This window comes from Treponema vincentii, from assembly GCF_018336815.1.
Taxonomy (GTDB): Bacteria; Spirochaetota; Spirochaetia; order Treponematales; family Treponemataceae; genus Treponema.
Genome location: NZ_CP050497.1, coordinates 525,397 through 546,474 on the forward strand (window position 1 = coordinate 525,397; position 21,078 = coordinate 546,474).

17 protein-coding genes, 1 tRNA gene and 1 pseudogene are annotated in these 21,078 nt (G+C 44.9%); 13 read left to right on the plus strand and 6 right to left on the minus strand.

The genetic code is table 11. The annotated features are described in order from the left end of the window. Window positions 1-53: 53 nt before the first annotated feature. From GWP40_RS02455 to secF, 13 genes are all read left to right on the plus strand, one after another. Window positions 54-719, plus strand: a complete 666-nt coding sequence (locus tag GWP40_RS02455) for a CAP domain-containing protein (RefSeq protein ID WP_212565905.1) — start codon at window positions 54-56, stop codon at window positions 717-719. Window positions 720-965: 246 nt separating this feature from the next. Beyond that, complete coding sequence (locus GWP40_RS02460; protein ID WP_212565906.1) at window positions 966-3,191, plus strand: SpoIIE family protein phosphatase; 2,226 nt, start codon at window positions 966-968, stop codon at window positions 3,189-3,191. 61 nt (window positions 3,192-3,252) lie between these two features. Next, window positions 3,253-3,325: transfer RNA gene (locus tag GWP40_RS02465), tRNA-Met, on the plus strand. Window positions 3,326-3,916: 591 nt separating this feature from the next. Then, the gene (gene rpmH / locus GWP40_RS02470) at window positions 3,917-4,072 is read left to right on the plus strand and encodes a 50S ribosomal protein L34 (protein ID WP_006188846.1); all 156 of its coding nucleotides are present in this window, start codon (window positions 3,917-3,919) and stop codon (window positions 4,070-4,072) included. 12 nt (window positions 4,073-4,084) lie between these two features. After that, window positions 4,085-4,441: a ribonuclease P protein component gene (locus GWP40_RS02475; protein WP_212565907.1), complete on the plus strand. Its 357-nt coding sequence runs from the start codon at window positions 4,085-4,087 to the stop codon at window positions 4,439-4,441. A 1-nt stretch (window position 4,442) separates the two neighbouring features. After that, a complete protein-coding gene (gene yidD / locus GWP40_RS02480) occupies window positions 4,443-4,688 on the plus strand; it encodes a membrane protein insertion efficiency factor YidD (RefSeq protein WP_371922018.1) in 246 nt (81 codons plus the stop codon). A gap of 11 nt (window positions 4,689-4,699) precedes the next feature. Next, entirely contained in the window at window positions 4,700-6,457 is a 1,758-nt protein-coding gene (gene yidC / locus GWP40_RS02485; RefSeq protein WP_212565908.1) for a membrane protein insertase YidC, read from the plus strand. Then, on the plus strand, window positions 6,454-7,134 hold the full coding sequence (jag, locus tag GWP40_RS02490) for an RNA-binding cell elongation regulator Jag/EloR (protein WP_212565909.1): 681 nt from the start codon (window positions 6,454-6,456) through the stop codon (window positions 7,132-7,134). The genes yidC and jag overlap by 4 nt, the downstream gene beginning before the upstream one ends. 3 nt (window positions 7,135-7,137) lie before the next feature. Next, window positions 7,138-7,941, plus strand: a complete 804-nt coding sequence (locus tag GWP40_RS02495) for a DUF6675 family protein (RefSeq protein WP_212565910.1) — start codon at window positions 7,138-7,140, stop codon at window positions 7,939-7,941. Window positions 7,942-7,951: 10 nt separating this feature from the next. Continuing rightward, complete coding sequence (locus tag GWP40_RS02500) at window positions 7,952-9,022, plus strand: peptidylprolyl isomerase (RefSeq protein WP_212565911.1); 1,071 nt, start codon at window positions 7,952-7,954, stop codon at window positions 9,020-9,022. Between the two features lie 84 nt (window positions 9,023-9,106). Beyond that, window positions 9,107-9,544, plus strand: coding sequence for a preprotein translocase subunit YajC (gene yajC, locus GWP40_RS02505; protein WP_212565912.1), 438 nt, complete (start codon window positions 9,107-9,109; stop codon window positions 9,542-9,544). A gap of 94 nt (window positions 9,545-9,638) precedes the next feature. After that, the gene (gene secD, locus GWP40_RS02510; protein WP_212565913.1) at window positions 9,639-11,384 is read left to right on the plus strand and encodes a protein translocase subunit SecD; all 1,746 of its coding nucleotides are present in this window, start codon (window positions 9,639-9,641) and stop codon (window positions 11,382-11,384) included. Beyond that, complete coding sequence (gene secF / locus GWP40_RS02515) at window positions 11,381-12,619, plus strand: protein translocase subunit SecF (protein ID WP_212565914.1); 1,239 nt, start codon at window positions 11,381-11,383, stop codon at window positions 12,617-12,619. The genes secD and secF overlap by 4 nt, the downstream gene beginning before the upstream one ends. A 67-nt stretch (window positions 12,620-12,686) precedes the next feature. Here secF and GWP40_RS02520 read toward each other — a convergent pair whose 3' ends face one another. The 6 genes and pseudogenes from GWP40_RS02520 to glgX form a co-directional block, all read right to left on the minus strand. Next, entirely contained in the window at window positions 12,687-13,469 is a 783-nt protein-coding gene (locus GWP40_RS02520) for a ComFC family protein (RefSeq protein WP_212565915.1), read from the minus strand. 77 nt (window positions 13,470-13,546) lie between these two features. Then, on the minus strand, window positions 13,547-14,278 hold the full coding sequence (locus GWP40_RS02525; protein ID WP_212565916.1) for a hypothetical protein: 732 nt from the start codon (window positions 14,276-14,278) through the stop codon (window positions 13,547-13,549). 93 nt (window positions 14,279-14,371) lie between these two features. After that, window positions 14,372-15,697 carry a signal recognition particle protein gene (gene ffh / locus GWP40_RS02530; protein ID WP_212565917.1) on the minus strand — a complete coding sequence of 442 codons (1,326 nt, stop codon included), beginning with the start codon at window positions 15,695-15,697 and terminating at the stop codon, window positions 14,372-14,374. Between the two features lie 118 nt (window positions 15,698-15,815). Then, a pseudogene (ndk, locus tag GWP40_RS02535) lies at window positions 15,816-16,260 on the minus strand (nucleoside-diphosphate kinase). A 65-nt stretch (window positions 16,261-16,325) separates the two neighbouring features. Further along, window positions 16,326-18,776 carry a glycogen/starch/alpha-glucan phosphorylase gene (locus tag GWP40_RS02540; RefSeq protein WP_212565918.1) on the minus strand — a complete coding sequence of 817 codons (2,451 nt, stop codon included), beginning with the start codon at window positions 18,774-18,776 and terminating at the stop codon, window positions 16,326-16,328. A 10-nt stretch (window positions 18,777-18,786) separates the two neighbouring features. Beyond that, complete coding sequence (glgX, locus tag GWP40_RS02545; protein WP_212565919.1) at window positions 18,787-20,931, minus strand: glycogen debranching protein GlgX; 2,145 nt, start codon at window positions 20,929-20,931, stop codon at window positions 18,787-18,789. Between the last annotated feature and the right edge of the window lie 147 nt (window positions 20,932-21,078).

A 21,078-nucleotide genomic window follows, 5' to 3' on the forward strand; every position in this document is an offset into this window, starting at 1 on the left:
GGGGTCTATGGAAATCTTGCTTATTTACTGCAAATTGAATACACTGTGATATTATGGAAAAGAAACTGTTTGTTTTACTGATGACGTTTGTGCTCTTTTTGTTTTCTTGTACTACCGGCAATAATATGATGGTGCCGGATATGCCGTCAAGCGAGACGAGAACACTTGCAGAAGAAATCGTAAAAGAGCTGAATTTCGTACGGACAAATCCTAAGCAGTATGCGGCGGAAGTATTGGAACCGCGGCTTAAATACTTTGATGGGAACATGTATGCCGAACCGGGAAAAGTCCGGCTTTTGACCCAAGAAGGTATTGCACCATTACAGGAATGTATCCGGGTACTAAAGACTACGGCTGCTGTGGAACCTTTAACCTTGGAAACGGGGCTGTGCCGTTCGGCACAATGGCTTGCGGATGATCAGGCGCGTACCGGAGAGATGGGGCATACGGGGAGCGATGGTTCCGACCTTGCTACCCGCATCAACCGCTATGGTACATGGGGTGTGCTTTGCGGCGAAAACTGCGCTTACGGCAGCGTTACGGCACGGGAAATCGTTGTTCAGCTTTTGATCGATGACGGAGTTCCGAGTAGGGGACACCGAATCAACATCCTAAAACAGGAGTTTAAGAAGGTTGGTATCGGCTTTAACGAGACCGGAAATGCACCGTATGGCGCCGTTACCGTAATGGATTTTGCGGGCAGTTATATTTCACAATAAATTTTTAGAGATGCCCGACGAGTTTTACTTTAAGTCTTTATATTGTAATGACTTAAAGCAAAACATCGCAAGTAAATCTAAGGAAAACCTCTAAAAAACTGAGGTTTTTAGAGGTTCCCTCTAGAAATACTAAAAGTTTTTTTGTTAAAATTTTACTTATTTTTTTATGAATACCCTCTTTTTTTTGTGGGATATTTACGATATAATATTCTTTATTCAAAATCAAGCATTTTACCGGGAGTGAGCATGGACGCAAGCAAAGAGGCAGTTGACAACACAAAAAAATATAAACCGACAGTACATTTATGGAGTAGTGTCCGTATAAAGTTCGTAGTTATTATTGTTATTATTTTGCTTGTCGTTATTTCAAGTGTTGCCACATCTCTTGCCATTACCATTATTCGCCCATATAAAGATTTACTTTCGAACAGTCTCTTGTTGCAAACAAAAATATTGCTCGATAACCTTGAATTACGGGTTCAAACTCATTTTTCGGATCCCAATCAGGAAGATTTTGATCTTTTGTTATTGAATCGCGTTACTTTTCCCGAAGCAAAATATGTCGTTGTTACAGGCAGGAGCAATCTTCCCGGGCGGACAGGGCTTCATTATGTCCTCGCGACCGACTATCAGGATATCACTAAAATGATTAATACTCATCGGTATATTCCCGGAGAATCTCAGTTTTATCCTGAAGGAATCGAAGAAATCTTACAAAAGCTGACGCATATCAATAACGAGGCCTCAATAATCGTTCAGCAGTACATCGACTCGCTTCAACTACTCACGAATGAGATGGATGAACTGAATATACATCGTGATCCATATATGCTTAAACGCCAAACTGAAATTCAGGCAAATATCAGACATCTGGAAGCAAAGCTGCAAGCTAATCTTTCGGCGCTGGCCGATCAAGGTTTTGGTTCATATCCTGACTATTCAATGCAGAATCTTTCAAAAAAACGAACCGAGTATTTATTTTACGAACCTATTATCTATTATAATCCTGCAAATCCGCAAGAGAGCGTGCAGGGTATCGTATTTGTTGATGTTTCGGTAGAAAATCTATTGAAAAAAATAAACGAACAGCAAAACCGATTGATTCGCCTTATTGTCAAAATCTCATTGGTTGTGTTGATTGCAGGTATCTTTACCGCATGGATCCTTAGCTCATTATTTGTACGTCCGCTCGGTCTATTGGCAGCGCATGTTGCATTAATTCGCGATACCGAAGATAAAGAGAAATTGGCCGGTAAGTCAGTTCAAGTTACTTCACGAGACGAATTTGGAATGCTGGGAACAACGATTAACGATATGACTGAAAGATTGGCCGCCGCTGCTGCTATTTCTAAAGATTTAAAGGTTGGGAAAGAAATACAAAAGATGTTTATCCCGCTGGATCTCAGTTCCTCCGGCAGAAAGCTGACAACGGGTAGCCATCGCGACCTCTATTCCGAGTTTTTCGGGTACTATGAAGGTGCGCACGGTGTTTCGGGTGATTATTTTGATTATCGGAAATTGGATGCTTTCCACTATGCTGTTATAAAGTGCGATGTTGCAGGGAAGGGGGTTCCTGCTGCCCTTATTATGGTAGAAGTTGCGACTTTGTTTCAAAATTATTTTCAAAATTGGAACTATAAACGCGATGGCTATAACCTCAGCAATATCGTTATGCGGATTAATGACGTTATCGAATCGCACGGATTTGTGGGACGTTTTGCTGCATTCAGCCTTTGTATTATCAATATGCGTGTCGGCGATGCGTATTTTTGTAATGCCGGCGATAATATTGTTCATATCTACGATAAGCAGACACGGCGTTTGAAAAGCTATACATTGCGTTCAGGCTCAGCAGCCGGAGCCTTTTCTTCAGAGATGATAAATCTTAATGGCGGATACCCTGTTGAAAAAATACACTTGAATTGTGGAGATATACTGTTCCTTTATACTGACGGTATTGAAGAATCGAAACGAAAGCTTCGTGTGCCGATTTTGAAGTCGAAGGATGGTTCCGATCCTATACTGTTGGAGGATAATGGCGATAGTAGTCATCTGCTGGGTACCGACAGCGAAACATTGGGAAAAGATAGGGTTGAAGCGATTATTGAGGCTGTTTTTGCCCGAAAAAAATTTACGCTCAAAAAACGGCAGAGTGATTTTATCTACGAACAGATGGATTTTGATTTTTCTTCGTGTAATGGAACGATTGAAGATGCTGTTTTGGCACTTATTTCCGTTGAAAAAGTCTTTAGAATGTATAAAGACAGCTCCGCGCAATCCTTTGATTGTGTCCAAGTGGATAAAAAAATTGATGCATTCTTGAGTAAGTGCTTCTTGCAATATGATATTTACTGTTGCGACAAGGCGCCTCATCCTATTTACGATGAATATGTTTACTACCAACAAATAAAGGAAGATATTCAATACGATGATTTAACCATCCTCGGCATTGCACGGCGCGTACCGGTGTAAATAATTTGTTTTGATACGCTTGACATTTTTCCGATTGTGGTTTATCTTAGGCGCCGTACATCGCAGGGTAGAGCAGTTGGCAGCTCGTCGGGCTCATAACCCGGAAGTCGTAGGTTCAAGTCCTACCCCTGCTAGGTTTGAAAAGGCATCCTTATTTAAGGATGCCTTTTTTTGGATTCTCAATGCGCGAAGTTTTAAATAAAATTTCGCGCATTTTTTTATTCGTGCGATGGTTTAATACCCCGACGCTTGCGTCGGGGTTGTTTATTGAGCCCTTTTTTCAGTAAAAGGGGGAAAACGCATCAGAGAAATAAATCAAATACCACAGAATAAAGAGGCTGTGAGACCATTTGAACCGCGAAGTGGTTCAACTCTGGTTGAACAGCCTCTTTATTCTGCGGGCGTGTATTAAAGGATCTGATGCGTTTTACCCCGAAGCGATAGATTGACTTTTTTATAGTGCTATAGTATAGTCGTCTGTCTAGTATATTGAGGAAGGTTTATTTTCAGCCGCTAAAGATAGCGCGGCTGAAAAACACGGCGAGTTCGCTTTCGCGAACGTCGCTTATTGACGTATGCGCGTTTCGCGCATCAATGCAACAATCTCCAAAATTGATATTTTGTTCGGTCGTTGCATTTTAAGGAAATTTGGCTTTCCTCGCTATCCCGATATCTTTTAGGCGGATAATGCGCCTGATAACTATATATAGAAGGAGTCTAGTTTTATGAAACGGACATTTCAACCGAGTAGAACGAAACGTTTGCGCCGTCATGGATTTCGTGCGCGTATGGCAACACGCGGAGGGCGCGCTGTTTTAAAAAGCCGCCGTGCAAAAGGACGCTATAAGCTTTCCGTATCCGACGAAAAAAAGAGTTACTAAGAGTTTTAACACATGGAGCGCTCTTGTTTACCTAAAGAAGAGCGCCTTTGCGGCGCCGTGCGGATACGGGAAATGTTTAAAATAGGACACCGCTATAGCTGCGACGGCGCGAAGTTGTTCGTTTTACCGAATAAATTACCATATAATCGTTTTGTTTGTACATTTAAGCGACATTACGGTTCTGCTGTACAAAGAAATAAAGCGCGCCGTTTATCTAAAGAGGTATACCGGCAAATGAAATCCCAGCTTGTAATAGGGAAGGATATTCTTTTGCTTATATTTCCGGGGCACGATACTTTTTCTCTACGTATGGCTCAGCTGGACTGTTTGTTTAAAAAAGCGGATATGTTCTCTATTCGATCTCAATAATATGAAACACAATTATCTGAAAACGATTGAGCGTATTTTTACGTCTTTATTATGTGCGGGGGTAAAGGCATACCAAAAGTGTATTTCTCCCTTGTTTCCGCCTTGTTGTAGATATTATCCCACCTGTTCTCATTACGCCCTTGAAAGCCTGACCAAATACGGGCCTGTTAAGGGAGGGTATTTAGCGGTAAGACGAATCCTTAGATGTCATCCTTTTCATAAGGGAGGGTATGATCCCGTTCCCTAGGAGATTCGTTTATGAATAAAAATACCGTTATTGCAATGGTCCTTTCCGGTCTTGTCATTGCAGCTGCGATGTTTGTGCAATACAAATTTTTTCCTCCTGCACCCGTACAGCAACAGCCGTCTACCACCGCTTCTACAACGGAGCAGCAGGCAGAAGTTCCGCAAAATACCTTTGTAGCGGAGACCGCTCCCGCCGATTTCGGAGTGCTGGAAACTCCTGACGAAACCGTTATCGGTGAGCAGACTGTTACCGTTAAAACCGATATTGCGGAAATCACGCTTACAAACCGAGGTGGCGATATCATTTCGTATAAGCTGTTGGAGCACAGCAGTTCCAAAGGCGATTCTTATGTGGAATTGGTAAAAAACCTAACCGATCGGAATAGAGCATTCTCGATTGCGCTGGGCGGTGCTCAGGCTTCCGCTTTAAATCAATTCTTTAATGTCAAAGAAGAAACGGTAAATGGAAAGCAGATTGTCGGCTTTTTTAAGACAATTTCGATAAAGAACCAAGACGGTTCCGTATCTTCATTTACGCTTGCTAAAAGATATACCTTTCTGCCTGATGACTATATGTTTGAACTTGCCGTTACAATAAGCGGCGATGCCGATATGAAAGGGCTGAATTTTGATAATGCAGGGTATACGCTGAGGACAATGCCTCAAATCGGTCCCGACTGGGATGCAAAAGCAGACCGTTACGAATACCGGCGCTTTTTTTCTTACATAAACGGAAAGAAAAAAGACACTGCATTAAAAGCCAACCAGACCAAAGTGATTACGGATTCCGTTCCGTGGGCGGGAATTTCAGGCAAGTATTTCAGCCTTATCGTTATTCCTTCGATTCCCGCACAGCAGATATTGTATTCCGCTGCACAGCCTAATGCGGATACGGTACAAGACGGCCAGCTGTTTTTTTCGCGGCCTGTGATTACCGGCAATAAGGCAACCGACGTATACCGTATCTACCTCGGCCCTTGTTCCGAAAATATTTTAAGTACTTACAATATTCCATCAAAAAATAACTACAACTATGATAATCTGCGGATTGATACGGTCGCCGTTTCCAGCGGGATTTGGCGTCCGCTTGAGGTATTGCTTAAATGGCTGTTGCAATTCTTCTATAAACTTATTCCGAACTGGGGTGTTTCGATTATCCTTGTAACAATTTTGATAAAGGTTATCTTTTTCCCGCTTACCAAGAAAAGCTCGGAATCAACGCAGCAAATGCAAAAAATGCAGCCTAAGATTCAGGAATTACAGGCGAAATATAAAGGAAAACCGCAAAAGCTGAACGAGGAGATGGCTAAGCTTTACAAAGAAGCCGGTTATAACCCTCTTTCGGGTTGTCTGCCTTTATTGATCCAATTGCCGATCTTGTTTGCAATGTACCGGCTGTTTAATAACTATTTTGAATTCCGCGGTGCAATGTTTATTCCTCATTGGATACCGGATTTGTCTGTCGGTGATAGTGTTTTGCAGTTTCCCAATCCCATTCCCTTCCTCGGATGGACGGAGCTGCGTATTTTGCCGATTGTCTATGTGATTTCGCAGATGGTGTTTGGAAAGATAACGCAAACTCCCACAAGCGATCAGCAGCAAAATAGCACAATGAAAGTTATGCTCTACGGTATGCCGTTATTCTTCTTCTTTATGTTCTATAATGCGCCGTCAGGATTGCTGCTCTATTGGACAAGCACGAACTTCTTGATGCTCGTTCAACAGCTCATCATTAAGGCAATGATGAAGAAAAAGGAGGGTCGGAAATGATCTATGAATTCGAAGGAAAAACCGAACGTGATGCTATAGATAAAGCAATCGCCGAGCTTGGCGTAGAGGCGGATCAGTTCGATGTGGAAATCGTCGAAATTCAAAAAAACTCGCTTTTTAAGAAAGGCTATGCCAAAATTCGCGTGCATATTGACGATAAAGCCGCTGCGGGGAAGCCTATTGTTGATACTCCCCATCAACCGGCGCCTTCACACGAGGTCGCTACGGATAAAAAAGCTGAGCTGGTGAAATTTATCGGCGAGCTTATTCAGGCAATGGGATATACCGCAAATATCGAAATCCTTTCACACGAAGAACATAAGCTGCTTATACGGCTTTCATCCGAAGATTCCGCTATTTTAATCGGAAAGAAGGGAAAAAATCTGGATGCGCTCCAACTGATCGCCAATGTGTATGCCGGCAAAATCGGCATCTCTGAGCGGATCATGCTTGATTGTGAAAATTATCGGCTTCGCCGTGAAGAATCGTTGGTACGGCTTGCCTATACCACCGCCGATCAAGTTGTAACAACGAAGGCTTCAGTGTTGCTTGAACCGATGAATCCCTATGAACGCAGACTTATTCACAGTACGCTTACCGATATTCGGGATGTCGATACAAAGAGCGAAGGGGAAGGTTTATACAAGCAAGTGCGTGTATTGTATAAAGGGCTTTAGTGAATGAGGCGGTGTCTTGTTCTTCTTGCTCTTTTGGCAGGCTGTTCTCTTTTTGCGCAGGATATCGGTAATGTACCGGATTCGGTGATTTCGGCGCTGGATTCATTTTTATCCGCTGAGCAGCGGATAGAATTGCTTAAGCAAGGACATCTTTTCCGCTCAGTGTATAATAAAGAAAACGCTGTGCCGCGGCTCGTGCCGCTTTTTGCTGTGCCCCAGACATTTGCAGAAAATTGGGATAAGGGTAATCCCACTTTTTTAATAGAGGCGTTGTATTTGCATAAAAAGACGCAAGGCAGCATAAAAGATGTAGAGAAAATATCCTGTATTCTGCGTTCCGTTTCAAAATTGGAAGGACTGCAATATTATTCGAGCAGTCGAAAAAAGATGCGGACGCTCTACGAAGCATCGTATATTATCGACGATCCTAAAACGGAAGGGAGAGTTGCCGATCCTGTTGACAATCCTTCCACGGATTTTTCGGTCTATGTGGTGCAAAAGGATTTAACCTTCGATAAAAATATTTATCGTTATCGGTTTTGCTCAGATTTCGATTCTGCAGGGTTCATTTCTACAAATATCGGTGTATTAAAGTATTCGATATTTAAAGCGATTGAACCTGAAAATTTAGAGGCGTCGATTGCCGTAACCGATCTTGGAGAATATCTGCTGATACACATGTTGACACGCGCCGATTTTACCGCCCCTTCCGTTTTTCGGGAGCGAGTGCAAAATTCGTTTAGAACACGGGGAGAAGCTGTGTACGGATGGTTCATTGCACAATATGAGAATAGCGCAGCATCTTGATGGAGGAACTATGCGGGTGAATAAAATTGCGGTATTGGTTTTACCGATTACTTTTTTGATTATTGCGACAGCAGCTGCTGCTGCGATTATTTTAACGGGAGATTCTGAAAAAGGAAGAAAAATGAACGCAATAAGTGCAGAATTACAAAAGGACGGCGTCTATGCCGTTATCGATACGAATAAGGGCGATATCGTTTTGGAATTGTTCTATAAGGAAACGCCCATGACGGTATGTAACTTTGTCGGATTGGCAGAAGGAACATTGGACGCTGCAAAGGGAAAGCCTTTTTATGACGGCTTAACCTTCCACCGTGTCATCGCGAATTTTATGATTCAGGGCGGCGACCCCGACGGTAAAGGAACCGGCGGGCCGGGTTATCGCTTCCCTGATGAGTTTGTTGACAACCTCAAGCATAATACCGCCGGTATCCTTTCGATGGCAAATTCGGGACCGGGAACAAACGGGTCGCAGTTTTTTATTACCCACGTACCGACCCCGTGGCTTGACGGAAAGCATACGGTATTCGGCCGTGTTGTAAAGGGACAGGATGTTGTAAACAAGATCGTGCAGGGCGACCGTATGAATTCCATATCGATTATCCGCAAAGGCTCTGAGGCGCAAAAGTTTACCGCAACCCAGAAAGATTTTAACGCTTATCTTGCAGGAGCCGAAGAACGGGCAAAACAGCGTACCACTTTAAGACGTGAAAAGAATGAGGCTTTGATAAAACAAAAGTTCCCCAATGCCGTTAAGAATGAAAACGGTATCTTCTATACCATTATAAAAGAAGGTAAAGGAGTTAAAGCTCAAGCAGGTAAAACCCTGACTATGAAATATAAGGGATCTTTGCTGGACGGTACGGTGTTCGACGATTCCGATATGCATGAACCGCTGAAATTTGTTGCGGGAGCGGGGCAGCTCATTGCCGGCTTCGACCAGCAAGCCATGCAAATGGCTGTCGGTGAAAAACGAACGATTGTTATTCCGCCGGAACTTGGATACGGTTCACGCGGTGCAGGCGGAGTTATCCCTCCCGACAGCTATTTGGTATTTGAACTTGAGTTGCTGTCGGTAAAGTAACCGTCAGAATAACCTGTGAATTGACTACGCATTTTTTTTGTGCTAGTATTTTAAGGATATTTATCATAAATAAGGATGTAAATAATGAATGCGATTCCATTGTTGCAGCAAGCCGCATCGGGGGGTAGTTTTATTCCGCTTCTCGCTCTCGGTCTTATCTTTGTAATTTTCTACGTTTTTATTATCGGCCCTCAAAAAAAGGAGCAGAAAAAAACGCAAGAAATGATAGCCTCCGTTCAAAAGGGTGACAAAATTATCACAATCGGCGGTATTCACGGTGTTGTGTCTTCCGTAAAAGAAACGACGATCATTCTGAAAGTTGACGATAATTGTAAGCTTGAAATGAATCGTTCCGCAATCGGGAGCGTTATTTTGGATGAAAAGACAAAAGCAAGCCGTCTGGCAAATGTGCCGGAAAAGACTTCTCCGTTTGCTACTCTCTTTAAAAAGAAAGAAAAGAAAGTTGAAGATTCCAGCTCCGAAAAACCGCAGCCGCCCGATTTTTCCGGCGAAGCGGAGTAAAAACGTACCGTATAGGAACGTATCGGCTGATAAGCGTTCATGCTGTGCATAACCGCAGTATGAACGTTTATTTCCGTTAGATGAGGAGATAGACATGAGAAAGCGAACTCGATTCGTGATTGTGCTGGCTGTACTAGGCCTCTGCTTTGCATTTTTATATCCTACCCTTAAATGGTATTTTTGGACAGATAAAGACGATAAGGCGCTGGCTCTCGGCTCCAGAGAAAAAATTAAAGATTATGTCATAAATATGACAAAAACGGATATCGACGCATTAATCGCATCTGCGAAGCAAGGCGATTCCAATCCTGTTCCGGCAAAATATGATCCGCTTATTAGTGCTGCAAAGAAGAATTTAAAAAGTCTCGGCAAAGAGCAGCCTTCCGTGTGGACGGCAGGCGCATTGCTTGCGGCATTCCCTGAAAATTCTGAGGATAAAGCACGGGCTGCAATGAGTCCCGTAATGGAAGATTCATACCGAAATAAGATACTCGGTATCAAAAATGCACAGGCAAATGCGGTAAAGCTCGGACTTGACCTTTCCGGCGGTATGAGCATCATCATTAAGGCCGATTTAAGTGCGGTAACCGGCGATAGCGGCGATACGACTACTTCGGCAAAAAAAGAGGCGATGAATTTAGCCATCGATACCATTTCAAGCCGCATCGATAAATTCGGTCTGACCGAACCCGTTATCAGACAACAGGGTGATGACCGTATCTATGTTGAAATCCCCGGTGCAGCCGATGCCGATAAGATCAACTCGATTATCATGGGGCGCGGCTTGCTTGCATTCCATATCGTAGACGACGATGCAACTCAAGCTTTTTATTCCTATTATAATGCTAACCCGACGCATACGTTTGATGCGGATTATAATCTCATCAATCCTTCGATTATTCCTGCAGATACCAAGGTACTCGGCGTATATAGCAAGGATGCGTACGGTTTGGATGAACGGCAGGGCTTCCTTGTTATTAAGAAAGAGGCTGCTCTTGAAGGCAGACACCTGCAGCGGGTAAGCACGACGACTAGCCAAACCAATGAGCCGTTGGTTGTATTCGAACTCGATAAGGAAGGTGCGGAAATCTTTGCAACCGTTACGACTGAAAACCAAGGCAAACGGCTGGCTATTGTATCCGATGATAAAATAAAGTCGGCGCCGAATATCAAGGAACCGATTACCGGCGGTACGGGAACCATCAGCGGGTTCAGTGCAGACGAGGCGGAAAACCTTAAAACAATTTTACGTACTGCATGGCTTAATGTACCGCTTGAATTGGAAAACCAGCAGGTGATAGGCGCCAGCATGGGTGAGCAAGCGATCAATCAAGGTTTAATGGCGCTGCGATGGGGGCTAATTGCTGTTTTGGCGTTTATGCTGATTTGGTATCGCGCTGCCGGCATTAATGCCTGTGTCGCACAGATATTGAACCTTTATATCGTGTTCAGCGTACTTTCCGCATTTAACCTTACGCTCACGCTGCCGAGTATCGCGGGTATGATTTTGACCATCGGTATGGCGGTTGATGCCAACGTTGTTATCTTTGAGCGAATTAAAGAAGAACTTGCATTGCATAAGAGTAGGGAGGCTGCTATTCAAACCGGTTTTGCTCATGCATTCTGGGCGATTATGGACTCCAATATCACAACCTTTATTGCAGCTCTGTTCTTGTCGATACTGGGAACCGGACCGATCAAAGGATTTGCTTACAGCTTGACAATCGGTGTTGTTTCTTCCGTATTTACAGCTCTTTTTGTTTCACGGTTGATCTTTGATTTCGGCACGGAAACATTACATCAGAAGAAGCTGCATATTACTTGGAGGTCACTCGTATGAAAAAAACGATAAAATTCAGCAAGCTTTTCGGTGTTATGGTTGTCGTAAGCTGCGCACTTATTATTTCCGGTATTGTAGGTCTTTTTACTAAAGGAATTAACTTCGGTATTGACTTTCAGGCAGGATTTATCGAGAAAGTACGGTTCGCGCCTTCTGCATTCATTTTAACGTATAGCGGCGAGAAAAATATACAGGTAGCACAAAATTCCCAAGGGATTGATATTACCGTTATTTCGGTGGATGCTGAAAATAAGGTTGTGTCCTTTAAGTATGCCGAATACCCCACCGTTGGACAGTTTATCGAAGCTGTACAGCAGCAAATTGATGGTGTACAGGCAAAAGTGCTTGCAAAGACCGATACCGCATTACAAAGCGTGTTTATTACTTCGGAGATTTCCCGTCTTACAACGGAGCCATTCCGCGTTCATTATATTCCTGATCAAATACAGCCGATCGATGCAGATGAAGTGCGCCACGCACTTGCATCCGTCCCTTCGGTTTCGGTACAGCAGGTCGGCGAATCACGCGACCGTGTGTTCCAAATTCGATTACCTGATAACGGCACATACACCAATGCAAATGCCGAACTGCGGGCATTGATAAACACTGCGTTGGTAGCAGCTTATGAAGCGGATAATTTTGCCGTATTGAGTACCGATTTTGTCGGCTCTCGCTTTTCCGGTTCGCTTGCTCGCCAAGCGATACTTCTGGTAATTGGCGCATTATTCTTAATCTTCATTTACGCTTTAATCCGTTTCCGTTGGACATTTGCATTGGGCGCCGTACTTGCGCTGGTTCACGATGTTTTGATTATGATTACCTTCATCGTGTGGACGCAGATGGAGTTTAATTCCACCACCATTGCAGCAATTTTGACAATTGTCGGATACTCAATAAACGACACGGTCGTCGTATTCGACCGTATCCGCGAAAATATCCGGCTGAATCCGAAACTTGCATTAGTTGATGTTTTAGATCTTGCACAAACGGAAGTATTAAGCAGAACGATTATCACAACCGTTACCACAATGCTTGCCGCTATTTCGCTTTACATCTTTACATCCGGCAGTATGAAAGACTTTGCGCTTGCCTTATTGGTAGGTATGATAAGCGGTGTATATTCGACAATCTACATTGCCGGCGCTTGTATCACCTTCTTTTCCGGTAACAAACGGGCAGGTGAGTTGGCGCTCGGCAGTGAAAAAAGAACTCCCGTTCCCGAAGTAACGGTGTAATTACTAGACACGCCTCTAAAATTGTGAACCTCTAAAAACTGTTGGTTTTTAGAGGTTTTTTTTCCTTTTAGTCGAAAAAAAGGCAAAGTCCGTAGACGTTTTTGCATCCGGCAGCTTTTAATATATGAGCACAGGCTTCGAGCGTCGCGCCGGTGGTCATTACATCATCGAGCAAGATGAGCGTCTTAGGAACGGTCTTTGCTGCAAGTTTTATTTTTCCCTGCAAATTCACTGCGCGTTCTGTCTTGGACAGTTTTTTTTGCGGAGTGCTATCCTGCCGTCTTAAACACCGGTATATTGCTGGTTTTGGATAAACCGATAAATCCTTTACAAGATCTTCAATTTGATCCCAGCCTTTTTCTCGCAATTTTTTGGGGCGTGGCGGTACCGGTACGAGTGGAATACTCATAAGTTTCGGATGTTGTGTGAGAAAACTGTGGATAAGCGGTGCAAATGCGGTGGAAAAACTGCGAATATTATTATTCTTCCAAACAGGTAGTAATTTTTGCCCAAGTCCGATATAGGGAAAAAGCGTAAAAATACGATCGCAGGCAGGTTTTTGCTTTTCCACCTTTTCGTCATCGGACGGTCTACAGCGGGTACAATACTCATGTTCGGAAATGAGGATCTTTCCACAATGTTTGCAGCGGGATTCAGCTTTTTGTGACTGCTTCTCCGCATCAGTAGCGGCAATATACGGTATGAATTCGGTTTGAATGCAATGATTACAGAGCGGTAATCCCGCTTCGCTTATGTTTCCGCAGAGACGGCACGGTTGCGGAAATAAAAGATTGCTATAAAATTTACGCGCTATATTTTTTGCGTGATGTAAAAATGCTATACGCTTCATATAATCTCCTATAACAAGGCTGATTTTTTCAGCCTTGTTATAGTCTTATATAGCACGAGAAAGAAAATGGCTTGTTTTTATTGATCTTCGACAGAAGTTTCTTCAGAATTTATCATAACATCAGTGTTTTCGTTTTCCGTTTTTGCTGCCTTTCTCTCTTTTTCAGCTTGCTTTGCTGCAAGGGCGATTTGCAACTGCTTTTGTCGGTTTTCTTCAAGCTGCTCCGTATCGTTAAAAAAGTCATACGCCTTTTTTATATCGTCATAATGGAATGGAATGCTGTCGATATAGTCGTCGATTGCTAATTTTCCATCGAGCGTTTGTACCTGAAAACCTTCAAGCAAGAGATATTTTTTCCCATCTTTCAGCAAAAAACTGAATCGTACATGGTTTGCAATTTTCCCTTCAGCAACAAGTCTGCTTATTGTCTCTGCAGATGATGCATAAGCATAAAGAGTTGTTTCACCAAGGTACCGATGACCGTTCTGTCTATGCTGGGAATCGGCAAGAGTGCTTATGCTGAAAAAACGGTCGAGTATAGCCTTCATTCCGGTATTTACGGAAAAATCGAGCCGATAGGTATACAGCATCGTATCGACTTTGAAACTAATAAAATCGTCTTTTGCTTTGGGCATTACACAGCAGTTAATAGCGTATACCACGTCAAAATGGTTATTTTCCGTATTAACCGTAACACCGGTAACTGTCGGTTCCGTATACAACGCCTTAGCCGGCAATGTCGTACAAGCTGTAAGGCAGAATGCACAAACAGCCGCCGGAATCAAAATGATTTTTAATATAGTATTCATAGAAATCTCCTTTTAGAACACACATTGTTATTTGGATTCTATATTATTCTGCGTGGATATCCAAAAAATACCTGATGCATTTGCCCTACAGCGTTATCCCATCAGTCCCATAAGCCGCGCTTGAAGCCCCTTGCTTTTTGCGACCTTCCGCATTGTTTGACGGGTCTTTTCAAACTGCTTTAACAGTTTGTTCACTTCGGCGACGGAGGTGCCGGAACCTTTCGCAATACGCTTGCGGCGGGGCGGCCCGATGATATGGTGATTTTCCCGCTCTTTAAGCGTCATCGACTGGATAATCGCCTTCTGCCGCTTAAAGCCCGCCTTATCGATATCCTCGGCGGAAATTTGACCGGCAAGCCCCGGCATCATATCAAGCATAGATTCAATCGAACCCATCTTTTCGACATTTTCAAGCTGGTCGAGCATATCGGAAAGGGTGAAGGTTTCCGACGCCATTTTTTTCTGCAAGCGGGCTGCTTCTTCCGCATCGATGTTTTCCTGCGCTTTTTCTACGAGCGAAACAATATCACCCATACCGAGAATTCTGCCGGCAATACGGTCGGGGTAGAACGGTTCAAAATCTTCAATTTTTTCACCGACACCGACATACAGGATAGGCTTGCCGGTTACGGTTTTTAACGATAATGCCGCACCGCCGCGAGCATCGGAGTCGAATTTGGTTAAAATAACACCGGTCAGACCCGCCTGTTCATCAAAGGCTTTAGCAACCTCGGCGGCATTTTGTCCTGTCATTGCATCGGCGACGAGGAGGGTTTCTACCGGATTAACCGCCTTTTTTACCGCGGCAATTTCCTGCATCATCGCTTCGTCGATTTGTAGCCGTCCCGCCGTATCGACGATAACGGTATCAAAGTCGTTTTTCCGTGCGAATGTAACCGCATTTTGCGCAACCCGTACCGCATCCTTGGTGTCTTCTTTATATACGGGGACGTCGATACGCTCTCCTAAAGAGGAGAGCTGCTCCACAGCGGCGGGACGGACGAGGTCGCAGGCAACGAGCAGCGGCTTACGGCCTTCTTTCTTTAAACGAGCCGCCAGTTTCGCTGCGGATGTCGTTTTACCGGAACCCTGCAAACCGAGAAAGAGGATAACCGATTGCGTGTCGGGACCTTTCAGTTGCAGGCTTTTCTTTTCGTCGCCTAAAAACGAAAGGATTTTATCGTGGACAATCTTGATAAACTGCTGACCGGGATTAACCGATTTTAATACGGTTTCTCCCTTTGCTTCTTCGATTGTTGCATTGATAAAACGGCGCACCACGCGGAGGTTGACATCCGCTTCAAGCAGCGCAATTTTTATTTCCTCTACCGCTTCTTCAATATTTTTTTCGGTAATAGTTGCCTTGCCGCTTATCTTGCGGACAATGCCGCTAAACGTATTGGTAATTTTTTCAAGCATTTTTCATCCTTAATCAAATATTTAAAGGAAAGTTCTAAAAACTTCGATCTTTTTAACGATATTCCAAATATATCCAAAGGTAATCGGCTAAAGCGATCGGGCTGGATGTCCGTTTTCGTTAGAACCAGTCCTTATTACCGTCTTCCCAGCTGAAAAATTCTTCCGGCTGAAAAAACAGGCTAAGCTCCCGTGCGGCGCTTTCGGCGGAGTCTGACGAATGGACAACATTGATATTGGTATGCAAGGCATAATCGCCCCTGATGGTTCCCGGCTCCGCATTCAAAACCTTTGTCGCTCCGCAGAGTTTCCGCACAATCGCAACAGCCTCATCGCCTTCAAAAGCCATCGCAACTACGGGGCCGGAGGTGATATACTGCACCAATTCACCGAAAAACGGTTTATCGGCATGTTCGGCATAGTGTTTTTTTGCAAGTTCGGGACTGATACGCATCAGTTTTAAGGCAACCAGTTTGAGTCCTTTTTTTTTCAAACCGGCTGAGCACTTCTCCGGCAATCCGCCGCTGAACTACACCGGGCTTCATCATTACAAATGTTCTTTCCATAATTTATTTCTCCAAGATATAAAATAATTAATAATTAAAAATTCGTAATTTTTCTTAATTCTTAATTACTGAACAATGACTTTTTCCAGCTTCCAGATATCCCGCACATAGTCTTCGATGGTACGGTCTGAACTGAACTTACCCGATCGGGCGATGTTCAGAAGGCACATTTTAGCCCATTTCATCGGGTCGCGGTAGTATTCGACAATCCGCTCCTGCGCCGCCGCATAAGCATCGAAGTCCGCCAGTACGTAATAGACGTCCGGCCGCTGACCTTCCACGCCATATACCAGCGAATCATACAATTCTCTAAAACTGTTGTCAAAGGGCGGCGTATACGTCCCGTCGATAAGCTGGGTCAATGCCCTCGCCAGTGCGGGATTGCGGTTCAGGTATTCTTGCGGATTATAGCTGTGCTCGTGCTCAATCGTGTGAATCTCATCGGCTGTGATGCCGAAAATGACGGCGTTTTCCGCGCCTACTTCTTCCACAATTTCGATGTTAGCGCCGTCCAGTGTTCCGAGTGTGATGGCTCCGTTCAGCATAAACTTCATATTGCCGGTTCCCGACGCTTCCTTACCCGCGGTGGAAATCTGCTCGGAAATATCCGAGGCGGGGAAAATCTTTTCGGCAGTTGAGACGCAATAGTTTGCTGCAAACACCACCTTTAATTTTCCCCGTACGCGGTGATCGTTGTTGATGCGGTCGGCAACGGTATTGATCAGCTTAATGATGAGCTTTGCCCGCCGATAGCCCGACGCCGCTTTTGCACCGAAGATAAAGGTGTGCGGAATAGGATCATACGTCGGGTCTTCGATAATTCTGTTATAGAGTGTCATCACATGCAGGATGTTTAAGAGTTGGCGTTTGTATTCGTGGAGCCGTTTTATCTGTACGTCAAAAATCGAGTTGGGATCGATCACAACTCCCTGCGTCCGTTTGAGGAATTCCGCAAGCCGCTCTTTATTGTGTTTTTTTATTGCGATTAGTTCCTGTAAGGCTTCCTGATTATCCGCCAGTTTTTCAAGCTGCCGCAGCTGGGTAAGGTCTTTAATCCAGCCGTCGCCGATATGCTTCGTAATAAAGGCCGAAAGCGCGGGGTTCGCAGTTAAAAGCCAGCGGCGCTGCGTAACGCCGTTTGTCTTATTGTTAAATTTCTGCGGATACAGATTATACCAATCGGACAGCTCTTTGGTTTTAAGGATTTCGGTGTGCAGCGCCGCGACACCGTTGACCGAAAACGAACCGGCAATCGCGAGCCATGCCATACGGATTTTCCCTTCGCCGATAATGGACATCTTGTTGTGTTTTTTCCAATCGTTCGGATATTTTTCCCGCAGCTCCAGCAGGAAGCGGCGGTTTATCTCTTCTACAATTTGATACACGCGCGGCAGTAAGCCTTGGAATATCTCGATCGGCCATTTTTCCAAAGCTTCCGCTAAAATCGTATGGTTTGTGTATGCAAAGGTTTGAGTAACAATCGCCCATGCCGCATCCCAGCCGAGGTGGTGTTCGTCCATCAAAAGGCGCATCAGCTCGGGGATTGCCACGACGGGGTGCGTATCGTTTAGCTGGATAACGTTATAGCGCGGAAAATCGGCGAAATTTGTACCGTGCTTATGGATGAACGAACGCACCAAATCCTGTAAACTTGCGGAAGTGAAAAAATACTGCTGCTTTAAACGGAGCGCTTTTCCCGATGGACCGGTGTCGTTGGGGTATAGTACGCGGGAAATATTTTCTGCGGAGTTCTGCTTTGCAACCGCAGCGGTGTATTCCATATTGTTAAAGAGCTGGAGATCGAAGCCGTCGGGAGAGGACGCTTCCCAGAGGCGCAGGCGGTTGACGGTTTTGGTACCGTAGCCGATGATTGCCATATCATAAGGGGTTGCGATGACCTCTTCGGCGTTTTCCAAGCGGTAGAGGAGCGTACCGTCTTCTTGTTGTGTGCATATCGGGGTTCCGCCAAAGCGCACCGTTACTGCTAAATCGTCACGGCGTATTTCCCATGGATCGCGGTAGCGCCGCCAGTTGTCGGGGTACTCTACCTGATACCCGTTTTCAATCCGTTGTTCAAACATACCGTATTGATAGCGGATACCGTAGCCGTGCCCGGGATAGTCGAGCGTAGCAAGCGAATCCAAAAAACAGGCGGCGAGTCGGCCAAGGCCTCCGTTTCCAAGCCCTGCATCAGGTTCTTCATCCTCGATGTCCCGATACGTGGCGGAAAGTTCCGTTAAAAGTTCTTCCATTACGGCACGCATACCGGTGTTGTTCAGATTATTCGAAAGCGCCCGTCCCATCAGAAATTCGGCGGAAAAATAATACATCTGTCGCACATCGGGCTGCTCTTGCGCATTCCGTGTTGCGGATATATTGGGTTGAATGCTATCCATGATACTGCTTGCCACGGCATCATACAGTTCCCGTTTTGTTGCTTCGAATAAGTCCTTGCTGAAATTCCGTTTCAGCTTACCTAAGATGCTTGCCCGTAAAGTTCCTTTTAACTGAGACATAAATTACCTCTTATTTCAGAATTAACACGACGGCAGTCGCTGCCAACGCGACATATTTTTGCTGATTTTCCAAAAGCGGCGCCTGTTCGGGTGTGGTAAAATCTTCTCCAGCCGGATAGGATGTATCGATCAGCCGGTACCAATGCTTTCCTTCCGGCGGTGGGCAGATTGTTGCGGTAACGTCAAAACTGCCTCCGTTCAATATGATATAAAAGCTGTTATCATCGCGTTCGGCTCTCGTTTCCGCCGTGGAACCGTCAAGAAAATATGCCAAAAAAGACGAAGGCTGGTTCCAATCGGGAGCGCCGCCCTGCGCGTCGTACCAACTAATATCCGGTTTACGCCGGTCGTCCGATTGCGTTCCCGTTAAAAATTCCGAGCGCGAAAACACCGGATGCTGCTTACGCAGGCGGATCAGTTTTTTCACAAATGTTAATATATCGGCATTGCTTTGGGTGAGCGACCAGTCGAACCAGCTGATCTCGTTGTCTTGACAGTAGGGGTTGTTGTTCCCCCCTTGCGTTCGCAATACCTCATCTCCGGCAGTCAACATCGGAGTACCCAGTGATAAAATAAGCGTCAGCAGAATATTCTTTGCTTTTTGCTTTCGCAAGGTCTCAATGCGAGTGTTTTCGGTTTTTCCTTCAAAGCCGTTGTTATAGCTGCAATTAAAATCGGTACCGTCCCGATTGTTCTCTCCGTTCTCTTCGTTGTGCTTTTTATCGTAGCTTAATAAATCGTAGAGGGTAAATCCATCGTGGCTGGTAACAAAGTTGATGGAATGGAAGGGCTTGCGTCCGTTGCCGGAGTACAAATCGGCGGAACCGGTTACCCGTGTCGCAAGTTCCTTGGCATGGAAAGAATCCCCGCGCCAAAAGAGCCGCACATCATCACGGAAACGGTCATTCCATTCAGCCCACCTGCCGCCGGGGAAATTTCCAACCTGATAGGCGCCGCCCGCATCCCACGCTTCGGCGATGATCTTTGTTTTTCTCAATATGGGGTCTTCGGCAATATGCTCAAGGGTCGGCGGATTATCCATCAGTTTTCCTTTTTGATCTCTACCCAAGATGGAGCCGAGGTCGAATCGGAAGCCGTCGACGTGCATTTCGATAACCCAGTACCGCAGACAGTCTAAGATAAAGGTCTGCACAATCGGGTGATTACAGTTGAAGGTGTTGCCGCAGCCTGAGTAGTTGCGGTAATAACGTGCATTATCTTCCAGTATATAATAGATGGTATTGTCCAAGCCGCGGAACGAAAGGGTCGGGCCGAATTCGCTCCCCTCCGCCGTATGATTAAATACGATGTCCAGAATCACTTCGATGCCGTTTTTATGCAGTTCGCGCACCATCCGTTTAAACTCGAATACCGCCCCTATACCTTCACGTTCGGAGGCATACGACGATTTTGGCGCAAAAAAAGCGATGGTGCTATATCCCCAGTAGTTTTTTAATACCGTGCCCGTCCGCGGGTTGATTCCGGTGAGTTCATGCTCGTTAAATTCCTGAATAGGCAATAGCTCAAGGCTGGTAATGCCCAGTTCTTTTAGGTACGGAATAGTATCGATAATACCTTGATACGTTCCTTTATGCTGCTGCGGCGCATTGGGATGGCACGAAAGCCCTTTTACATGCGCCTCGTATATGATGCAGTCTTTCAGCGGATAATTGAGCGGATGGTCGCCCTGCCAGTCAAAATCATCGTGAGCTACTGCGATGCACTTGGGAAAAGGAGCAGCTGACTGTTGGGTTAAAAAAGCAAGGTCGCCGTCTATATGCGGCGGAGGTGTTTGTGTAGAAAAATTTCCGCTAAAAGATTCCGTATTAGCAAGCCCCTGTGCGTATGGGTCGAGCAGATAATTGCCGGCATTAAAGCGCATTCCTTCATAAGGAGCAAAGGGACCGTCGACGCGGTAAAGGTATAAGGCGTTTTTCGGTAAGCCTGTGATAAAAACGTGCCAGATATCCCCTGTTTTATTCGTATGAGGGTCAAAAGTGTATGAGCAACAAGGCGCAGAATCTTCGGGATTTACAAAGATATCCAACGTTACCGAAAAGGCATGGCGGGAAAAGATACTGAAATTCACACCGTCGCTATAGACGGCAGCGCCGGCAGGAAGCGGACTCCCCGGCAAAAATGATAGGGTTTCCATGAACAAAACGAAATGTAGCACGAAAAATAAAATTATGCTATACTCATCCAAAGTTAGGATAAACACATCAGCTTTTTTATAGTACCCCGAAAAATAAAGAGGCTGTTCAACCAGAATTGAACCTCTTCGCGGTTCAAATGGTCTCAC